We start from the raw sequence: 16,810 nt of genomic DNA, 5'->3' as shown, positions 1-16,810 counted from the left end.
GTTGTCATGGCAGCTTATCTTTGCCAAAATTGCGCTCGAACATGAAAAAATGTATCTACTGTATTATTTTGTGTCTTTGCACTTGGCTTACCACATCTTCGCAGCAAATAAATCGGGAATGGACTACGAATGTCACAACTGCCCCGACGAATATCCTATCCTCAAATATTCATTTATTTGACGAGAAAATAGGTGTTTCGCTCACAGATGAAGATGCCCTTCAATCTTTTATGGAAGTGTTGAACTCGGAAGGAGACCTGACTGGTCAAATCTCTATTCCAGTTGACTATCTTTTGGTGTCCTACTACAGCAAGGTAGATTCTTGTTTTTATTTCGCCGGGTCGCAAGCGGTTGCCGACTCTATGATTTTTGCCAAAATGACCTCAAATGGAATTACTTTGTGGAGAAAAGCCTTTCTCTTTGATGATTATGCCTCAAACGCACCGTATAAAATTTCGGAAAGAGATGACGAGATATTGCTAAGTTATTCCTTATTCAATTTTTCCGGGCCATTCGTCTCCTCTGCTGTTGGCTACTTTGTATTTGACCGCAATGGCGACATCATTCGTCAGAACCAACCTTTTGCATTTCCAACTTCGCAAGTCCCGATAATTTCCTACACATCAGCACTTGATAAAGCGGGCAATGCGGTGCTTGCTCTAACCAATTTCTTGGGGCCATGTAGCATCGTAAAATTCGACAAAATGAGCGGCATCCCACTTTGGACTCAAAACTTCGACTTGGAAAATAACGATATTCAGGCTCTATGGATAGACAATGATGACAATATCTTTTTTTCGGGTCACGATAACAGTTTGATAAAACTAAAATCCGATGGAAGCTTTATTTTTGAAAAAGAATTGGGACCTGAAGGGTTTCATGTCGGACAAAATCTCTTGGTCCAGGGTGGGTATTTATACGTTGTGGGTTATCATTTTCAGGAAAATGTAGATAACAGCCAGATTTATATTGGGCAGTTCGACCCATTAAATGGCGAGCGAAATTGGGAATGGTATTTTGATGGTATTCCCAATCAATTTGGGCTAGGCATAGAAGATGGGGCTTTTGCCAATGATTCGACGCTCTATGTGCTTGGTAGTGTTTCGGCAGAGTACGAATTTGTGATGAAACTTACTATTAAGGGAACCGTATCTGTTTTTGAGCATACTGAATCAAATACATTAATTACTGTTTTTCCCAACCCCACAACTTCAAATATTGTGCGATTGAACACCGGAGGTCTGCAAGGCTCGATCATCCTGAGCGATGTCAATGGGCGGCTGTTGCTTGGCCAGAATGTGTGTGATGGTGAGGAATTGACTTTACCCTCTGGTGGGGTGTTTTTCTTGCACTTTCAAAACGCTAAAGGAAAATTTGTCCAAAAAGTAATCTCCATCCACTGATAATTTTATCGCACCATGTCCTGTAACCGTCTCTTCCTTGTGCCATTCCTAATCGCTTGCTTCTTTGGGAGCGTGCTATTTGCGCAAAAACCCAATTATCTGGGCAAACAGTTTTTAGTGGGAACATCAATAAACGGAAATCCCGGCTGGAACGACCCTGAAGGCCAGCGTTTCTGGCTGTTAGCGTGGAATCAAAGAGGAGCAGTGGGATTGACCAAGCGAATTTTTGTTGGGGTTCAAAGTCGTTTTTTTTGGTCAAAAGCAAATAACCTTCCCGTTGTGCAAACGTGGCTCGGCGGTGGTTTTGCCCGATATTATTTTATGGTTCCGCGCGGCGAGAAACGCCGTTGGGCCTTTTCTGCCGAATTGGGCAACTACTGGGGCAATCATTTCCTGACGGAAGATGTTGGCATAACTGGCGCTGTAAAAAAATCGGGGCAGTCCATGCCTAATCTCGGATTTTCGTTGGAGATGAGGGCTTACAAAAATTTGTGGATTGAACTGGCCCACAATTTTCTTTTGGTAGCCCCTTACGACCTAACCGCCTACCCTTCGCTTGGCATCGTATTGCATTGGGGCGAAGCGAACGCTTTTGCACGTTGACTATGCGTGCACACCACTATTGCCTTCCGCTATAAAAAAACAGGCTCTTCGTGACTTCATGTGGACAAACACAACACACATCTTTCATCTTGAAACCGTTCGTTTCAACGAGCGGTCAGGAATACCCACTAACCACATCTATCTTCTTTACATGACATCACAACTACAACATCTTGAAGATGCGATGTTTTTGCAAAGAAGATAGATGTGATGGGCAGAGATGCTTAATCCCCCGACTAAAGTTCGGGGGTTACAAGATGATAGATGAGATGAGTGCTTTATTTCAATTAGGCCCATGTAAAAGTCACGAAGAGCCAAAAAACAAAGGGCGAGTTGCCACACCCGCCCTTGTTCATTTGCTTCAAACGAAATGAAGTATAATCAAAAAAACCAGATGCCAGAGAGAAGAAAACTGCTTGGGATTCTATTGTTGTTTTTCAATTTTTCAGACAAATCAGAATGCCCTAATTGATTATCCTGAAATGCTGCCTCGTAGGTAGCGTTGCCGCTGATAGAAAACCGGTATGAAAGGCCCAATTCCAAATGTTTGCCCAAGCACAGGCCAATGCCAGACTGCCATTGTGCCTGCAAATGCTTCAAGTTTTTGGAGGCTATCCCGTTCAATCTGCTTTTGGCCGAGGAGGAGGATGCTACATACACCTTATTGTTCGCAATGCTTTCATCCGAGGTTTGGGCATTGAGTGTGTAAGAAAACAAAAGCCCAGCCATAACCCTTAGTGGGCGTATTGGCTGCCAATACGCCAACAATGGCGCTTCCAAACGATGCAGCCGCTCCACCGATACATAGACCGATAGTGCTTTGGGGTCGAGATTCGAGTTGCTCACGGGAGTGTTGTCGAGAATCACGCTAAAATCGCCAGTAGCTCTGGCGTAATCCCCTGCCGTCAGACTGATGACAGGGCGTTCCGATTCGGCAATCCGATAATAGGCATACTGCAACCCACTCCGCAATCCCCATTTTTGCGCAAACTGCCAGTTCAAAGCTGCGCCCGCCGCAAAGCCGTTGAGGGCCGTAAACTTATTGGTAGCCGCACTTGTGGTAAGTCCGAGTGACCAGCGGCTGGGTTGCGCCGCTTTATTTGTCAATGGAGGAGGGGCAAGAGTAGTAGTTGTTGAGGTCGGCGAGAGCGAGGTTGTTTCGGGTTGTGCAATATCGGCGATTGTATGGGGGGCTTCATCAGGGCTGATTATAGTGTTGTCGCTGATAATGCTTGTGGGTTCAGACATTGGGGTTTCCATCGGCGCTTCGGCATCAGAAGTGCCGCGTGATTCAGGGGTAGCCTCTGCATGGATATTAAGGGGGAGGCGCTCGCTCGAATTTGCGGCATTGCTGCTTTCCTTGTTTGCGAGCCAGTCTCTGCCTTGATTGTTGTACTCAACAATCAACCTATCGCCAAGTGCCGGAACACGACTGATACGCGAGAGTGGCACATCACGCTTGGATTCGCGGCGGCTTTCTTCCGCGTCGTTCCGAGCTGCAACATGGGAGTCTTTTGCCCTTATGGAGGGTGCCGCCTTTACCACAGGTTCTGTTACTGTTGGATTCGACTCGTTTGTTTTGGGTGGATTTGTTGTCTCGGTTTGCGTCGGTTGCGACCACCACCACCATCCGCCAACCCCCGACAACGGGAGCAGGAGCAGCGCAAAAATCCACCACGCGAACCTTCGGCGCCGAGGCTGCTCCGGCATCTCGCGGTCGAGCAAGCGTCGCATGGACTTCCAGCCCAAGTCGGTCAGTTTATGGTCAAAATTATTCTTCATGTCGCAGTATTTAGTCGTTGGTTGAAAGAGGGGTATTGGATGCTCAGCATCTCGCGCAGTTTTTGTCGGGCCGTGCTCAGATGCCATTTGGAGGTGCCTTCACTGATTTCCAGGTTTTCGGCAATCTCGGCATGGGAGTAACCTTCTATGGCATAGAGTCGAAATACCTCTTGCGACACGGGTGGCAACGCCTGCACGGCGCGCAGGATGTCTTCCTCGTAAAATGTCTCATGCCCCCTTTCGGGCACTGCGCTATCGTGTTCCTCCAACACGAGGAAATGCAGGTATCGGGCGTTGTCGCGGAAATAATCGGCCATGCTGTGATACACCAAGCGACGCACCCATCCTTCGAGGCTTCCTTTGAAGGCGAACGTGTGGATTTTTTTGAAAACACGGAGCATCCCGTTGTTGACTATCTCAATGGCGGTATCGTCGTCGCGGGTGTATTTGCGGGTCATGCGCATCATTTCCGGGAAAAAACGACGATAGAGGGTCTCTTGCGCACGGCGCTCGTTGCGCGTGCAGCCTTCCACCAACTCCTGTTCCGTGTAGTTTTTTTTCCCGAAAAGGCTCATGTTTCGTGTGCGTGTTGGCTATTGGTTTTTGGAGGTTGTGTTTGTTGGGGTGGCATGGCCGCGTTGAGGAGTAGTCATGCCCCCTGCAATTGGCTCGTTTACAAGATGATGCCGAGACCCAATTCGAATCTGTGGTGTGAGATGCGGTCTTTGCCTCGGTCGTTGCTCCAGAAGGACTGCCAGTTCCTTGTTTTTTTCTGAACGCATAGACCACCAAAGAGGGCGAAATGGTTGCCCAAGCGATAGCCGAGCTGTCCCTTGGCCAGCCAACCGCCGCTCCAGCTTTCCTCACGCCCCCAGTTTGAAGTGGTGTGGCTGCCAGCCAAAGCCCATCCCGCCCCCACCGACCAGAATGGAGTGGTCCTTTTGGCTTGCAAATAGCCTCGCGCCTCGACGAACACGGGGTAGGTGGCTGGTTCGCCTGAATCCATGTTGAATGTTTCTACGCCTACCCCTACGCCAACGCCGAGTTTGCGACGAAACATCCACCCGATGGTGTGACTCAAAGTGAAGCCAAGCGTGTTTTCGCCACGATACGACCGACCGATGAGCGTGCCCAAGCGCGTGGCGTTGTACAGCCCTTGTTCTTTGAAATCGTATGATGTTGTGCTTTTCCCCTTTTTGCAATTTTGCACGATTCGCCTAACGGTCTCGCTCGGGATACTTATCTCAAGTCCATTCCAAGTAGTTATTTCAAGCGAACCGTCGGGCGCATATTGGGTGATTCGGCCTTGAAATTTGGAGCCATTGCTCAAATAGACGACATCGTGACATTGAAGCCCATTTTGCTGCGCCAACAAATAATTGGCGCAGCAAAAAAGACAGAAAAAAAGAACCGAAAATTGCCTTTGCATCTCGTTCGTCATTTTTGCACGGGTATATGGCTCACTTGGCGAGGATTCGACGGGTCGCTTGTGTCAAACTGGTAGAAACCACCCTCGCCGATGACGAGCAATTGGCCTGCCCCCAACGAGATGACATCATAGGTCTTGATGTTTTTAAGGTGGCTCTTCAATTTTAGGTCGAGCGGGTTTGTTTTGTCAAAAATTTTCAACCCGGCATCGCAGAGATACAAGTGTTCGTTCGTGACGGCCAAACCTTTGGGTTCGGTCATCGGGTACGTTTTGCGCAACGACACGGCGGGCAGGTTTCTGATGTCGAGCACGTCCAACTGGTTGAAGGTGCCGTTGCAAGTGGTGCCTGCGTGGATGGTGACGTAGGCATTTTCGTCGTCGCAGACCACAGGGTCGCATCCGGTGACGTGTTCAAAACGGTTTTCCAACACGGGCCGCTGCGGGTTGGAGTTGTTGAAAACAAACACCCCCGTCTGCGAGCCGATGAAGAGGCGGTCTTTCCATGGGAAAAGCGTTTCTATGTTCCATCCGACTTGGACGGAATCGAGGCGGCTTGGGCAGGCGCTGCCGACCGCCCATGTGCGCAAAGTGGTGTTGTCTATGGTGTAGAGGTATTGGTCAACAAGGCCAAAACGAGCATAAGAACCCCCTATGCCTGCCGAGGCGAGCGGCGGATTGGCGCCGGCGTTGTCCATCATGGTTGAATTTACGAAAAGCACATCCCCCCTTCTGAACCAAGGGCTGCCCCATTGCGCCACGTCGCAGGAAACATCCTCCGTGATTTCGGTCTGCAAATAGTCCACGAGATAGCCGAGTTGGGGGTCGAAACCATACAATTGGAACGCATCCTGTGAGCGACACACCAATTGGGGATTTTGCAAATCGCTGATGTCTATGGTGAGCAAATCAACGTATTGGTCGGCATAGAGGTACTTGTCTTTGATGGCTATATCCACGTTGCCGGGTATGTTCCAGAAAAACAAGTTCTGAGGGTTGGCGGGGTTGCTGTTGTCAATGACGTGGATGCCTTCGTTGCGCTCGTTGATGAACAGGTACTGACCGAGCAAGTAGATTTTGCCGGGGTTGCGCAGTGCACGCGGTGCTTGGGTGCTGATACCCACGCGCACTTCCGTGGATGTTTTGTAAATCGGGTCGAAGCGAACATAGGTGCGGCTCGATTCACATTTGTCGCGGAGGCAGCTGCCCATCACAACGGTGAACAAAAGCCCCAAAATGGCAAGTGGAAAGAGTGATTTGTGTTTCATCGCAAAACAGTTGAGTGAACATGGTGAGTTGTTGCACCGGGTTTTGCGCAGAAAGACAGGACAGCCCCACGAAAAGGTTGGGCGATGCGGAAAAAGTCATCAAGACAATGCCCTTAGCCGACCTCCACCAAAAACTTGTTCTTCTTCCCGTTTTCTACCATTACATATTTTCCGTGCAGCAAATCCTTCGAGGATATCATGGTGTTCAAATCGCTGATTTTCTGTTTGTTGATGGAGACGGCATTGTTCTGAATCGCCTTTTTGGCTTCGCTGCGGCTGGGAAGGATGGCGGTGTTTTCAGACAAAAAATCGAGGATGTTCGCGCCATTTTGAACGACCGCGAGCGGCACCTGTGGCGCGGGAATTTCCTCTGCTACTTGCGCCAATGTGCGAGCGTCGAGGCTGCTTAAGGTGCCGGCATCGGCCTTTGGGTCAAACAACAGTTTTGAAACCGCGAGCACGGATTCGTACTCTGCTTGGCCATGTAGGCGCACGGTGATTTCCTCGGCAAAAACGCGCTTGATGTCTTGCGGGCTGGCATTGGCCTCCAAGGCCTCGATTTCCTCTTTCGATTTTAGGGAAAAATAGCGCAGGAACTTTGGCAGGTCGCGGTCGTCGGCGTTGAGCCAAAATTGGTAAAAACGGTAGGGGCTGGTCAGGTTCGGGTCGAGCCAGATATTGCCCGCCGTGCTTTTGCCAAACTTGGTGCCGTCGGCCTTGGTGAGCAAAGGTGTGGTGAGGGCGTGCAGTTTGGCATCGTCAATTTTGCGCCCGAGTTCCACCCCGGCGGTGATGTTGCCAAACTGGTCGGAACCGCCCATTTGCAAGGTGATGTCATATTTTCTGTGGAGCAAAACGTAGTCGTAGCCTTGCAAAAGTTGGTAGCTGAACTCGGTGAACGAGATGCCCGTCTCCAATCTGCGCTGAACACTCTCTTTCGACATCATGTAATTGACTGTGAGGTATTTGCCCACGTCGCGCAGAAATTCGAGCACGGTCATGTTTTGCCAGAATTCGAGGTTGTTGAGCAGCAGTGCGTGATTGGGTTTGGCAGGAGAGAAGTCGAGCAGTTTTTTTATTTGCTCTACCTGACGTGCGGTGTTGCGGTCAAGTTCGTCGTAGCTTTTGAGTTCGCGCTCCGCGTCCTTGCCGCTGGGGTCGCCGATGCGCCCGGTGGCGCCGCCCATGAGCGCGACGGGTTGGTGGCCTGCACGCTGGAGGAAGGTGAGCAGCATGATTTGGACGTAGTTGCCGATGGTGAGCGAGGGCGCGGTGGGGTCGAAGCCGATGTAGCCGCGCACGGTGCCGCTTTTGAGGTGTTCTTCAATGCCGGGCGTGACGTCGTGGATGAGGCCGCGCCATTTGAGTTCGGAAATGAAATCCATAGTCTGGAAAAAGGGATAAAAGGAGTTGGTGACAAAACGCTCGCTTTCGGCTTTCAAGAATTTTATTACAGAATCAAAAGTTTCAAAAGCGAGGGGCAAAATTAAAAAAGCAACGCCCCACGAAAAGAGCATTGGATTGTTTTCTCTGTGGATACCCCCTTTAAAAAATCATTGGGCACGTTTGTCCTATTTTTGCACAAATCTTGAATGTGAATTTTCATGTAGGTTTGCCTTGCAAAAAAATCAGCCATGCGCCAAAAACTATTCCCCTTCATCATCGCCCTGCTCCTGTCTGGCAGTTGCAACAAAGAAATTGAAGCGGTGTCGGTACCGCCGTTCTCTGTTTATCCGAATCCCAGTTTCGGTGTCGTGCGAGTTTCCTTGAATCCGGCTGTCACCACCTTTGCCAACGTGACGCTCTACGACCGCAATGGAAAAACCCTGCAAACGGCGACTTTGCTTCCACAGGAAACAGCTGCTTACCAACTGGACGAAGACGGTATTTATTACTTGGAAGTCCTCGTTGACAATCAACGTTACAAAGAAGAAATCCTCAACCTCATCCCATGATAAGGCGACTCTCGATTTTTATCTTCTTTGTTCTCAATTGCTTATGCGCCATTAAAGCACAATCATGGCGCATCCATCTTAATGTCAACGAGTATTACCCCATCAATGCCCCCGAAAAAGGCTACTACCCGATTCTGTGGTATTCGAGCACAGAAGGGCGCGGGGTGCTGCTCGGCGGGTTTGGCGGCAGCGTGTCGTGGACCAACACACTCAAAAGCAAATGGGATTTGAAGGTCCAACTCAACATCTCGCGCTCGCGCTACTACGATGAGCCGGCCATCGTCCTTGACGAGAATGGTTTTGCTTATGGCGCGGTCATCGGCATCGCCACCAACCTCAACCTTTCAGCCTTAGGCATTCCTCGATACTCGGTCGCGGACTGGCTGGACGTGGGGGCTGGCTTGGGACTTCAAAGCGTTATTTTGGCGAAATCGGACTATGGGAAGGCAAAGATTTTGGGCGAGAAAAAAGAATTGAATTTCACCAATAAATCCCTCCAACCTGTCGTGTTGGTGCTGCCCGTCGAAACCACCGTGTATTTTTGGGATAGGTTCTCTTTTTCTACCCGTTTGGAATTTGCGTTGACGAAAGTATCCCGCTTGTCGTATGCTTCCAACGAACGTTCCATGCTCCTCGTCTTGGAAGCTGGCTATCGCCTCAACAGAGCTAACAAACCCATGCCCGTCACTGATAACCAATAACCAACCTCCGCATTTTGAACCTTCCCTTCTTCATTGCCCGTCGCATCGCATTTTCTGGAGAAAACAATTTCTCTCGCGTCATCATACGCATCGCACAGGCGGCGGTGGCGCTCAGCGTGGCCGTGATGATAGCGGCAACGGCGCTTATCGCGGGGTTCAAGCACGAAATCAGCCGAAAGATTTTTGAGTTCTGGGGACACATCCATATTTCCGACACGGCCTACTCGCTGTCCTTTGAGCCAGTGCCCATCGAGCGCGACCAAGATTTTTATCCGTCGTTAGACACGGTCAGGAGCATAGATTATTTCGAGGAGGCGCAGGTCTGGGGAATGCCGACGGGCCGCGAAGTAGAGAAGCGTTCGCGTGGCGGCATTCGCCACATTCAAGCATTTGCCCACAAGCCCGGCATCATCCGCACAAAAACGGCGATGGAAGGCATCATCCTCAAAGGCATCGGGCAGGATTTTGACTGGAACAACTTGATGCCTTATTTGCAGGAAGGCCAACCGATTGCTTTGGGCGACACGGTCTCACGCGACATCATCATCAGCAGACAAACCGCAGACCGATTGCAGGTAGGCGTGGGCGACCGATTTATCGTCCATTTTGTGAAAGGAGGGGAACAGCTGCGCCGCCGCTTTCAAATATGCGGCATCTACAAAACAGGCTTGGAAGAGTATGACCGAAAATTTGCCATCTGCGACATTCGCCAAACACAGGAACTGCTCGGCTGGACGGAGGGGCAAGTGGCGGGTTTTGAAATTTGGCTTGACGATTTGCGCGACCTCGACCTTTACAACGAATACATCTACTCAGAGGTGCTGCCGCCCGACTTGCTTTGCGTCAGCATCCGCTCCAAGTTCCCCGCCATCTTCGAATGGTTGCAATTGCAGGATTTGAACGAGGTGGTTATTCTGGGGCTCATGCTTGCAGTGGCGATTATCAACATGGTCACCGCGCTGTTGGTGCTGGTGCTGGAACGCACCACCATGATTGGTGTCTTGAAGGCGCTGGGCGAAACCAACCGCCGCATTCGGCGCATTTTCCTGTACTACGCCGCCGTCATCACTTTGACGGGGATGTTCTGGGGCAATTTGCTGGGACTTGGATTTTGTTATTTGCAAGAAAAATTTCGTTTCATCACCCTCAACGAAGCCGATTACTACCTTTCTTATGCGCCAGTGAAAATCAATTGGTTGGCGGTGTTGGGGGTAAATGTAGGTACCTTGGCGGTCACGCTGCTCTTTCTGATATTGCCTTCATTTTTGGTGTCGAAAATCGCGCCCGTGAAGGCGATACAGTTCAAGTGAAAAAATCTGGGACAAAAATTTCTCCCATCTCTTTTCTTTGTGCTTCGATATTGCCACCCATCACATCATCTACTTAAAATCCTTATCTGCTATGCAAACCCTGCCACTTTTTCAAACCGAAGAAGGCTCCTTGACAAGCCTCTCTTCACAGCCTCAACCATCCAGCTTTTCCGCAGGATACGACGATGAACTCGATGAGCCTTACGAAGAGGGCGAAGACGACGAGGAGTTTATGGACGACTACGACGAGGATGATTTTGAGGAATTTTCGGAAGACGACGAAGACTTCGACATGGGCGATGAAGACGAGTTCGACGACGATTTGTTCGACGATGAGGAAGAAGAAATGGGCTACGAGGAAGAAGAGGAAGACGAGAAATAGTGCAGCGCCAAACCAGTCTTTTCAGATTAAAATCCGACGTGGCTTGTGACAAGAATTTTGCGAAAAGCACAGGTAAATTTTGAGTGAACCAAAGCGCCTTTTTCTTAATGACAACTTAGCTGCCCCTTTCTACGACGACACTCGTTTAGAATCTTCCTTTGCATGGCAAGTTCACCATTTTCAAACATTAAAAATCGCCACACCATGCAATTTGAAGAAACACTCGATGTGCAAGAAATCGGCCTGAGCTCCGACGAGACTTCTGTCGAAACCACCACCGCTTTACTCAACGAAGATGAGCCGGAGGAAGAAGAAACGGAAAGCGAAGAAGAGGCAGAGGAGGATGAAATAGAGGAAGAAAACGAAGGGGAAGAGGAGGGCGAAGAAGGCGAGGAAGGCTGAGTGACGCACTCCGGCTTTATGCGACTTGCCCCGCCCCGCACGCACCGGGGCGGGGCATTTGTTTTATTCGCCCAACACTTCCAACTGCAAGATGACACCCGAATGAAGGCACTGGTGCACTTCGACTACTTGTCCCGGCATCACCTGCCGAAACTTTTTAAGCACAGGCGATAGTTCTCCCAACTCAAAGCGATACGCCCCGATTTCGTAAATCTGTTCAAGTGGGCGCGTCCCCTCTTGTTTGAAATGAACTTTTTCCACCTTCCCGGATATCACACGTTTTTTGCCAGCATCCAAATCGCGCAGCAATCGCAGCGCAAGTCGAGGGTGTTTTTCGAGTAAAAAAAAAGTACTTGCCAGCACAAGACTGAGCACGGATATGACTGCCAAAACCCAAAGGGAAGACTGCAAACACGAGACCCAAAATGCGACCATCAGCACTGCAACAGAAAGGGCATACACCCCCATCCAGAGTAGTTTCGCCCGCAATTTGCTTGCTATCAGGCGTTTGTCTTTTTTCGAGAAAGGGATGATGCGTTCGCCGGGTCTCATGCTCGAGCGCAAAATTCGGGCAGATGACAGGCTATCGAGCATGAAGCTGCGAAACTTTACGATAACTTAAAGTACGCAACCACCCTTACCGTATCACCACATCCTTGATGTACTCCTCCCCCATTTCTTCGTTGAGCAGGCTTTTTATTTTGTCCTTCGAGTAAGAAAGCTCGTGCTTGAGCGGCGCGGAAAGGATGGTGAGGTGCAGCACGTTTTTGCGCACGGATATATTGGAAGTGTAAGTCGCAATCGTCTTGCCCATGAGTTTTTCCCAAAGCATTTTCACGCGCGTCTCGTCCAGCTGCGGCTTCAGGCGAAATTCCCTGAGCATATCCTGCATGGCCTCTTGAAGCGAATTGTCGTTTTTCTTTTTCATGGGCAAAATCACTTTGTGCAAATGTATGACAGGACGGGAGCATCTTGTTTTTTATGCCCTGATTCTCTCGGACTTATCAGATGTTCATGGCAGCACAAGGCGTAAACCCTGCTCACAACCAATCAATGCCTTTCTTGAGCAGGTTCAACGTCGCAGCCTCAGGGCTGCCCGGCTCCGGTTTGAAATTGTACGCCCAATGCGCCACCGGCGGCATGCTCATCAGGATGGACTCTACCCGACCGTTGGTTTCGAGGCCGAATTTTGTGCCTCTGTCCCACACCAAATTGAACTCCACATAGCGACCGCGTCGAAGCATCTGCCAGCGTTTTTCGCGCTCACCCCACGGACGATTTTGTGCGCGACGCAACAATTCTGTGTACGTCGGGGCGAACGTCTCGCCCACAGCCACCGCAAACTCGAAAAGTTTATCCTGCGAAAGACCGCATTTTTCATCCAAGTAGTCGAAAAAGATGCCGCCCACCCCGCGCGTTTCTTGGCGGTGTTTCAGAAAAAAATAGTCATCGGCCTGCTGCTTAAAATCAGGGTAGAACGCGGGATGAAAGCGAGCGCAAGTATTTTTCAATTGCTGGTGAAAAAACCGGGCATCGTCCTCCACAATATAATGTGGCGTCAGGTCAATGCCCCCGCCAAACCACCATCGCCCGGTGCCAGTCTCGAAATAGCGCACATTTTTATGGATGATAGGAGCCATCGGGCTGTGCGGATGCAGCACGATGCTCACGCCCGTCGCAAAAAACTCGGTTGGCGGCAATTGCATACTCTTTGCCACAGCCTCGGGCAGCGGCCCATGCACCGCGCTGAACATGACCCCGCCTTTCTCAATGATTTTTCCTTCGATGACCCGGCTACGCCCTCCCCCACCCTCCGGGCGGAGCCAGTTGTCTTCCAAAAACTTGCCGCCCCCGCCTTCGGCGGATTCGAGTTGGCGGCAGATGTCGTCTTGGAGGGTTCGGAAACGGTCGGCGATGTGTTCTTTTGTGACCATGGCTATTTATGTTGCGCAAAGGTCATTGTTCCTTTTTTTATTTGAAAGGCAAAAATTGGTAAAGATAATTTTGCCGGAGTATCGGAAAAACCACGGATGCCATGAGTTGTGTTTTATGCCTCGTGCCGTCATATTTTGGACATGGCTAAAAGTGCAATCTGTTCAAAATCATGACCATCAATCATGGTGAACTGGCAAATTCTAGTAAATCAAGGGATACCTTTGGCACATGAACATGAAATCCTCCGAACTCATCCTCAACCGCGACGGCAGCATCTATCACCTGCATCTGCACCCCGAGCAGGTAGCGCCGCTCGTCATCACCGTCGGCGACCCGGAACGGGTGGCCAAAGTGAGCCGCTATTTCGACCGCGTGGAACACCGCGCCCGCAAGCGCGAATTTGTGACCCACACTGGCTGGCTCGGCAAACAGCGTCTTTCGGTGGTCAGCACGGGCATAGGCACCGACAATGTGGACATTGTGCTGAACGAATTGGATGCCTTGTTCAACATTGACTTGGAGAACCGTGTGCCTAAGCCCCGCCCGACATCACTCACTTTTATCAGAATCGGCACGGCTGGCAGTTTGCAAGAAGAAGTACCCGTTGATTCATGGGTCGCATCGTCGGGAGGTTTGGGGCTGGACGGGCTGATGCAGTTTTATCAAGCGCCAGCCATGCAAAACCACCCATTGGTGACCGCCTTGAGAGAACACGCCACCGAACAATGGGACTTCCCGGTCAGCCCCTATTTTTCAGAGGGCAACCCGGATTTGTTGCGCTGTTTTTCGCAAGGTTTTCATCACGGCATCACTGCCACCAATTCAGGATTTTACGGCCCGCAAGGCCGCCGATTGAGGGCGCCACTCAGACAGCCCAATTATCTCGACTTGCTACAAGCATTTGAGTACCAACGTGAAAAAATAGTAAATCTTGAAATGGAGACTGCGGGCATCTATGGATTGGCAAACTTATTGGGGCATCGGGCGGTGTCGCTGAACGCAATACTAGCCAACCGCCCGTCGGGAACATTCAGCCGAAATCCTGAGCAAACGGTGCGTCAATTGATTGAACACGCCTTGGAAAAAATTTCGGAAGGCACATAGGCAAAAGCATCTACTTTCATCGTTCATTTGTGCATCACTTTCACAATTGAAAAAACACTAATTATGAGAACTTTTCTGCGCTCTTTGAAGCCAAACGCCTTGCTACTTTCCTTCGGCCTTGTTTTGTTCAGCGTGACAAGCACCATGCAATCCTGTGCGGCGCGTTTCGACCAAATCGGCCTTGACAACATCACCAACATCGGCGGGCAACTCACCCAATTGATGGGCAAAGCCATAGAGCCTTATGGCAAGCACGCCGACTCTGTCACGAAACTCCTGAGCGATTTGAGCGGCGCTGCCAGCCATGCCGCCGGTCAGAAGAAAAACACGGAAATCGCAAAGTCTTGGCAAGTGCTCAACGATGAGTTGGCCGCGCCGTTTTTCAACCGTTGGAAAGAAAAAGGAATCCTCGACAAGGACTATGTGAAGGAAGCGGTGGGGCAAGTCGGAAAAAGCCTCGATGCCATCAAAAAAGCAGAAATGGCCAAGAGAAAATAACCTAGCACGTGATTGCCTCCACACTTCCGTTCCATCAAAAAAATTGAACAATGGCTAGTAAATCAAAATCAAAAAGTATCAAAGATGCACTCGACAACTTGGACAATCAAGTAGTGGGCGTAGTGAGTGAATTTGTCAAAAGACGCAGAGGCCAATATGAAGAGGCCGCCGCCCGATTGCACCAAAGCCTAAAAGAAGATGCCGCCCGTTACGCCGAGATGTTGGCTGATGAGAAAATCAGCAAGGAAGATTTTGAATTCCTGATGAAAGGCCGCTATGCTCAAATGAAGATTGAGTTGCTGTCCGAGGTGGCCATTTCCAAAGCAAAATTTGACGAAATCGTCGGAGAGGTCTTGAAAATCACCATCAAAGTCTTGTTGGTGGTCATTTAGGTCTTTTCAAACCCCCACACACACAGCCTGTTTTGCTTACGCAAGGCAGGCTGTTTCGTTTTTGCGCATCTGACATTTTGTCATTTTTCATTCGCAAAAACCCTACCTTTGCGGCCTCATTGCACCTTGCATACCGGAATATCATTCCAGTTGAAATACTCAAATTTAGAAGCCGGAATACCATCCCGGCGCACAAGATATGTACGACAGCAACCCGACATTGGAAGGAATCAAAACGATTGACGAGGCAAAGCAAGGCAACGTCCTCTTCAAAGAACACTGGCAAGAGACGACTGTGCCGGGCGGGAAACGCTTTTACATCGAGAGTTACGGCTGCCAGATGAATTTCAGCGACTCCGAAATCGTGGCTTCCATCCTGAGCGAAATCGGCTATTCCCCTACCCGCAACGTGGAGGAGAGCGATTTGATTTTGATAAACACTTGCTCCATCCGCGAGAAAGCCGAAGAGACCGTCCGCAAACGCCTCCGTTTTTTTGAAACGATTAAAAATCAACGTCCCGGCACGGTGGTCGGTGTGTTGGGCTGCATGGCCGAGCGGCTGAAAAAGAAGTTTTTGGAAGAAGAAAAACTCGTGGACATCGTGGTCGGCCCCGACGCTTACCGCGACCTGCCCAACCTCATTGGCGGCGCGGAAGACGGCAACCGCATGGTCAACGTCCTGCTCAGCCGCGAAGAAACTTACGCCGACATCAGCCCCGTGCGCCTCGAATCGAACGGCATCACAGCCTTCATCAGCATCATGCGCGGCTGCGACAACATGTGTTCGTTCTGCGTCGTGCCGTTCACACGCGGGCGCGAGCGTTCGCGCGACCCCTTCAGCATCGTGGCAGAGGCAACAAATTTGTTTGAAAACGGCTACCGCGAAGTCACGCTTTTGGGGCAGAATGTGGACTCCTACAAGTGGGAAAACCCCGAAACAGGCGAGCGCGTCAATTTCGCCAACTTGCTGGAAATGACGGCTTTAATTCATCCGAGCCTGCGCGTCCGGTTCAGCACCAGCCACCCGAAAGACATGACCGACGAGGTGTTGCACACGATGGCGAAATACGAAAACATCTGCAAGTACATCCACCTGCCGGTGCAGTCGGGCAACTCGCGCGTGCTGGAAATGATGAACCGCACCTACGACCGCCCCTGGTACGAAGCTCGCATCCGCGCCATCCGCCGCATCCTGCCGGAGGCCGCCGTGTCGAGCGACATCATCACGGGCTTTTGCTCCGAAACGGAGGAAGAACATCAGGACACGCTCAGCATCGTGGAGTGGGCGAACTTCTCGATGTCTTATATGTTTTTCTACTCCGAACGCCCCGGCACACTCGCCGCCCGCAAGTACGCCGACGACATCCCGGAAGAAGTGAAAAAACGCCGCTTGCAAGAAATCATCCGTGTGCAAAACGCTGTGTCGCTGCGCCACAATCAGGCCGACATCGGCAAGACGTTCAAGGTTTTAATAGAAGGAAACAGCCGCAAATCCGCTCTCGACTTTTGCGGGCGCAACACCCAGAACAAGATGGTCGTGTTCCCGAAAAAAGAGGGTTTGAAGCCTGGCGACTACGCGCTGGTGCGGGTGAAGGAGGCGACGAGTGCGACGTTGTTGGGGGAAATCGTGTAAGCCAAAATTCAAAACA

19 protein-coding genes are annotated in these 16,810 nt (G+C 50.5%); 11 read left to right on the top strand and 8 right to left on the bottom strand.

Annotation, left to right across the window (positions count from 1 at the left end; genetic code table 11):
- The first annotated feature begins 41 nt into the window (after positions 1-41).
- Together KIS77_04185 and KIS77_04180 are read left to right on the top strand one after the other, a co-directional pair.
- The gene (locus tag KIS77_04185) at positions 42-1,403 is read left to right on the top strand and encodes a T9SS type A sorting domain-containing protein (protein ID MCW5921518.1); all 1,362 of its coding nucleotides are present in this window, start codon (positions 42-44) and stop codon (positions 1,401-1,403) included.
- 279 nt (positions 1,404-1,682) lie between these two features.
- Positions 1,683-2,006 carry a hypothetical protein gene (locus tag KIS77_04180; protein MCW5921517.1) on the top strand — a complete coding sequence of 108 codons (324 nt, stop codon included), beginning with the start codon at positions 1,683-1,685 and terminating at the stop codon, positions 2,004-2,006.
- Positions 2,007-2,387: 381 nt separating this feature from the next.
- Here KIS77_04180 and KIS77_04175 read toward each other — a convergent pair whose 3' ends face one another.
- The 5 genes from KIS77_04175 to KIS77_04155 form a co-directional block, all read right to left on the bottom strand.
- Complete coding sequence (locus KIS77_04175) at positions 2,388-3,788, bottom strand: PorT family protein (GenBank protein MCW5921516.1); 1,401 nt, start codon at positions 3,786-3,788, stop codon at positions 2,388-2,390.
- Positions 3,785-4,363 (bottom strand): sigma-70 family RNA polymerase sigma factor, encoded by a 579-nt coding sequence (locus tag KIS77_04170; GenBank protein MCW5921515.1) that lies wholly within the window; start codon positions 4,361-4,363, stop codon positions 3,785-3,787. Before KIS77_04170 ends, KIS77_04175 begins: the two co-directional genes overlap by 4 nt.
- Positions 4,364-4,461: 98 nt before the next feature.
- Complete coding sequence (locus tag KIS77_04165; protein MCW5921514.1) at positions 4,462-5,217, bottom strand: hypothetical protein; 756 nt, start codon at positions 5,215-5,217, stop codon at positions 4,462-4,464.
- Positions 5,218-5,225: 8 nt separating this feature from the next.
- Positions 5,226-6,482: a hypothetical protein gene (locus KIS77_04160; GenBank protein ID MCW5921513.1), complete on the bottom strand. Its 1,257-nt coding sequence runs from the start codon at positions 6,480-6,482 to the stop codon at positions 5,226-5,228.
- A gap of 113 nt (positions 6,483-6,595) precedes the next feature.
- Positions 6,596-7,867, bottom strand: coding sequence for a tyrosine--tRNA ligase (locus KIS77_04155; GenBank protein MCW5921512.1), 1,272 nt, complete (start codon positions 7,865-7,867; stop codon positions 6,596-6,598).
- 249 nt (positions 7,868-8,116) lie between these two features.
- Between KIS77_04155 and KIS77_04150 the strand changes: the two genes are divergently transcribed.
- From KIS77_04150 to KIS77_04130, 5 genes are all read left to right on the top strand, one after another.
- Complete coding sequence (locus KIS77_04150) at positions 8,117-8,437, top strand: T9SS type A sorting domain-containing protein (GenBank protein ID MCW5921511.1); 321 nt, start codon at positions 8,117-8,119, stop codon at positions 8,435-8,437.
- Complete coding sequence (locus tag KIS77_04145; GenBank protein ID MCW5921510.1) at positions 8,434-9,138, top strand: hypothetical protein; 705 nt, start codon at positions 8,434-8,436, stop codon at positions 9,136-9,138. Before KIS77_04150 ends, KIS77_04145 begins: the two co-directional genes overlap by 4 nt.
- A 14-nt stretch (positions 9,139-9,152) precedes the next feature.
- Positions 9,153-10,448 (top strand): ABC transporter permease, encoded by a 1,296-nt coding sequence (locus tag KIS77_04140; protein ID MCW5921509.1) that lies wholly within the window; start codon positions 9,153-9,155, stop codon positions 10,446-10,448.
- Positions 10,449-10,539: 91 nt separating this feature from the next.
- Positions 10,540-10,830 carry a hypothetical protein gene (locus KIS77_04135; protein ID MCW5921508.1) on the top strand — a complete coding sequence of 97 codons (291 nt, stop codon included), beginning with the start codon at positions 10,540-10,542 and terminating at the stop codon, positions 10,828-10,830.
- Positions 10,831-11,034: 204 nt separating this feature from the next.
- Positions 11,035-11,232 carry a hypothetical protein gene (locus tag KIS77_04130; GenBank protein MCW5921507.1) on the top strand — a complete coding sequence of 66 codons (198 nt, stop codon included), beginning with the start codon at positions 11,035-11,037 and terminating at the stop codon, positions 11,230-11,232.
- Between the two features lie 63 nt (positions 11,233-11,295).
- Here KIS77_04130 and KIS77_04125 read toward each other — a convergent pair whose 3' ends face one another.
- The 3 genes from KIS77_04125 to hemF form a co-directional block, all read right to left on the bottom strand.
- Entirely contained in the window at positions 11,296-11,784 is a 489-nt protein-coding gene (locus tag KIS77_04125) for a hypothetical protein (protein ID MCW5921506.1), read from the bottom strand.
- Between the two features lie 85 nt (positions 11,785-11,869).
- The gene (locus tag KIS77_04120) at positions 11,870-12,160 is read right to left on the bottom strand and encodes a DUF721 domain-containing protein (protein ID MCW5921505.1); all 291 of its coding nucleotides are present in this window, start codon (positions 12,158-12,160) and stop codon (positions 11,870-11,872) included.
- A gap of 112 nt (positions 12,161-12,272) precedes the next feature.
- On the bottom strand, positions 12,273-13,166 hold the full coding sequence (gene hemF / locus KIS77_04115; GenBank protein ID MCW5921504.1) for an oxygen-dependent coproporphyrinogen oxidase: 894 nt from the start codon (positions 13,164-13,166) through the stop codon (positions 12,273-12,275).
- Positions 13,167-13,395: 229 nt separating this feature from the next.
- Here hemF and KIS77_04110 point away from each other — a divergent pair, with 229 nt between their 5' ends.
- The 4 genes from KIS77_04110 (at position 13,396) to miaB (ending at position 16,794) form a co-directional block, all read left to right on the top strand.
- Positions 13,396-14,271, top strand: coding sequence for a nucleoside phosphorylase (locus KIS77_04110; protein ID MCW5921503.1), 876 nt, complete (start codon positions 13,396-13,398; stop codon positions 14,269-14,271).
- A gap of 63 nt (positions 14,272-14,334) precedes the next feature.
- The gene (locus KIS77_04105) at positions 14,335-14,769 is read left to right on the top strand and encodes a hypothetical protein (protein MCW5921502.1); all 435 of its coding nucleotides are present in this window, start codon (positions 14,335-14,337) and stop codon (positions 14,767-14,769) included.
- Between the two features lie 50 nt (positions 14,770-14,819).
- Entirely contained in the window at positions 14,820-15,161 is a 342-nt protein-coding gene (locus KIS77_04100) for a hypothetical protein (GenBank protein MCW5921501.1), read from the top strand.
- Between the two features lie 199 nt (positions 15,162-15,360).
- Positions 15,361-16,794 (top strand): tRNA (N6-isopentenyl adenosine(37)-C2)-methylthiotransferase MiaB, encoded by a 1,434-nt coding sequence (gene miaB / locus KIS77_04095; GenBank protein MCW5921500.1) that lies wholly within the window; start codon positions 15,361-15,363, stop codon positions 16,792-16,794.
- Positions 16,795-16,810: the final 16 nt, after the last annotated feature.

Source organism: Saprospiraceae bacterium (assembly GCA_026129545.1).
Classification (GTDB): Bacteria; Bacteroidota; Bacteroidia; order Chitinophagales; family Saprospiraceae; genus M3007.
Note: the sequence above shows the minus strand (reverse complement) of the source record. Positions and strands in the feature narration are given on the sequence as shown.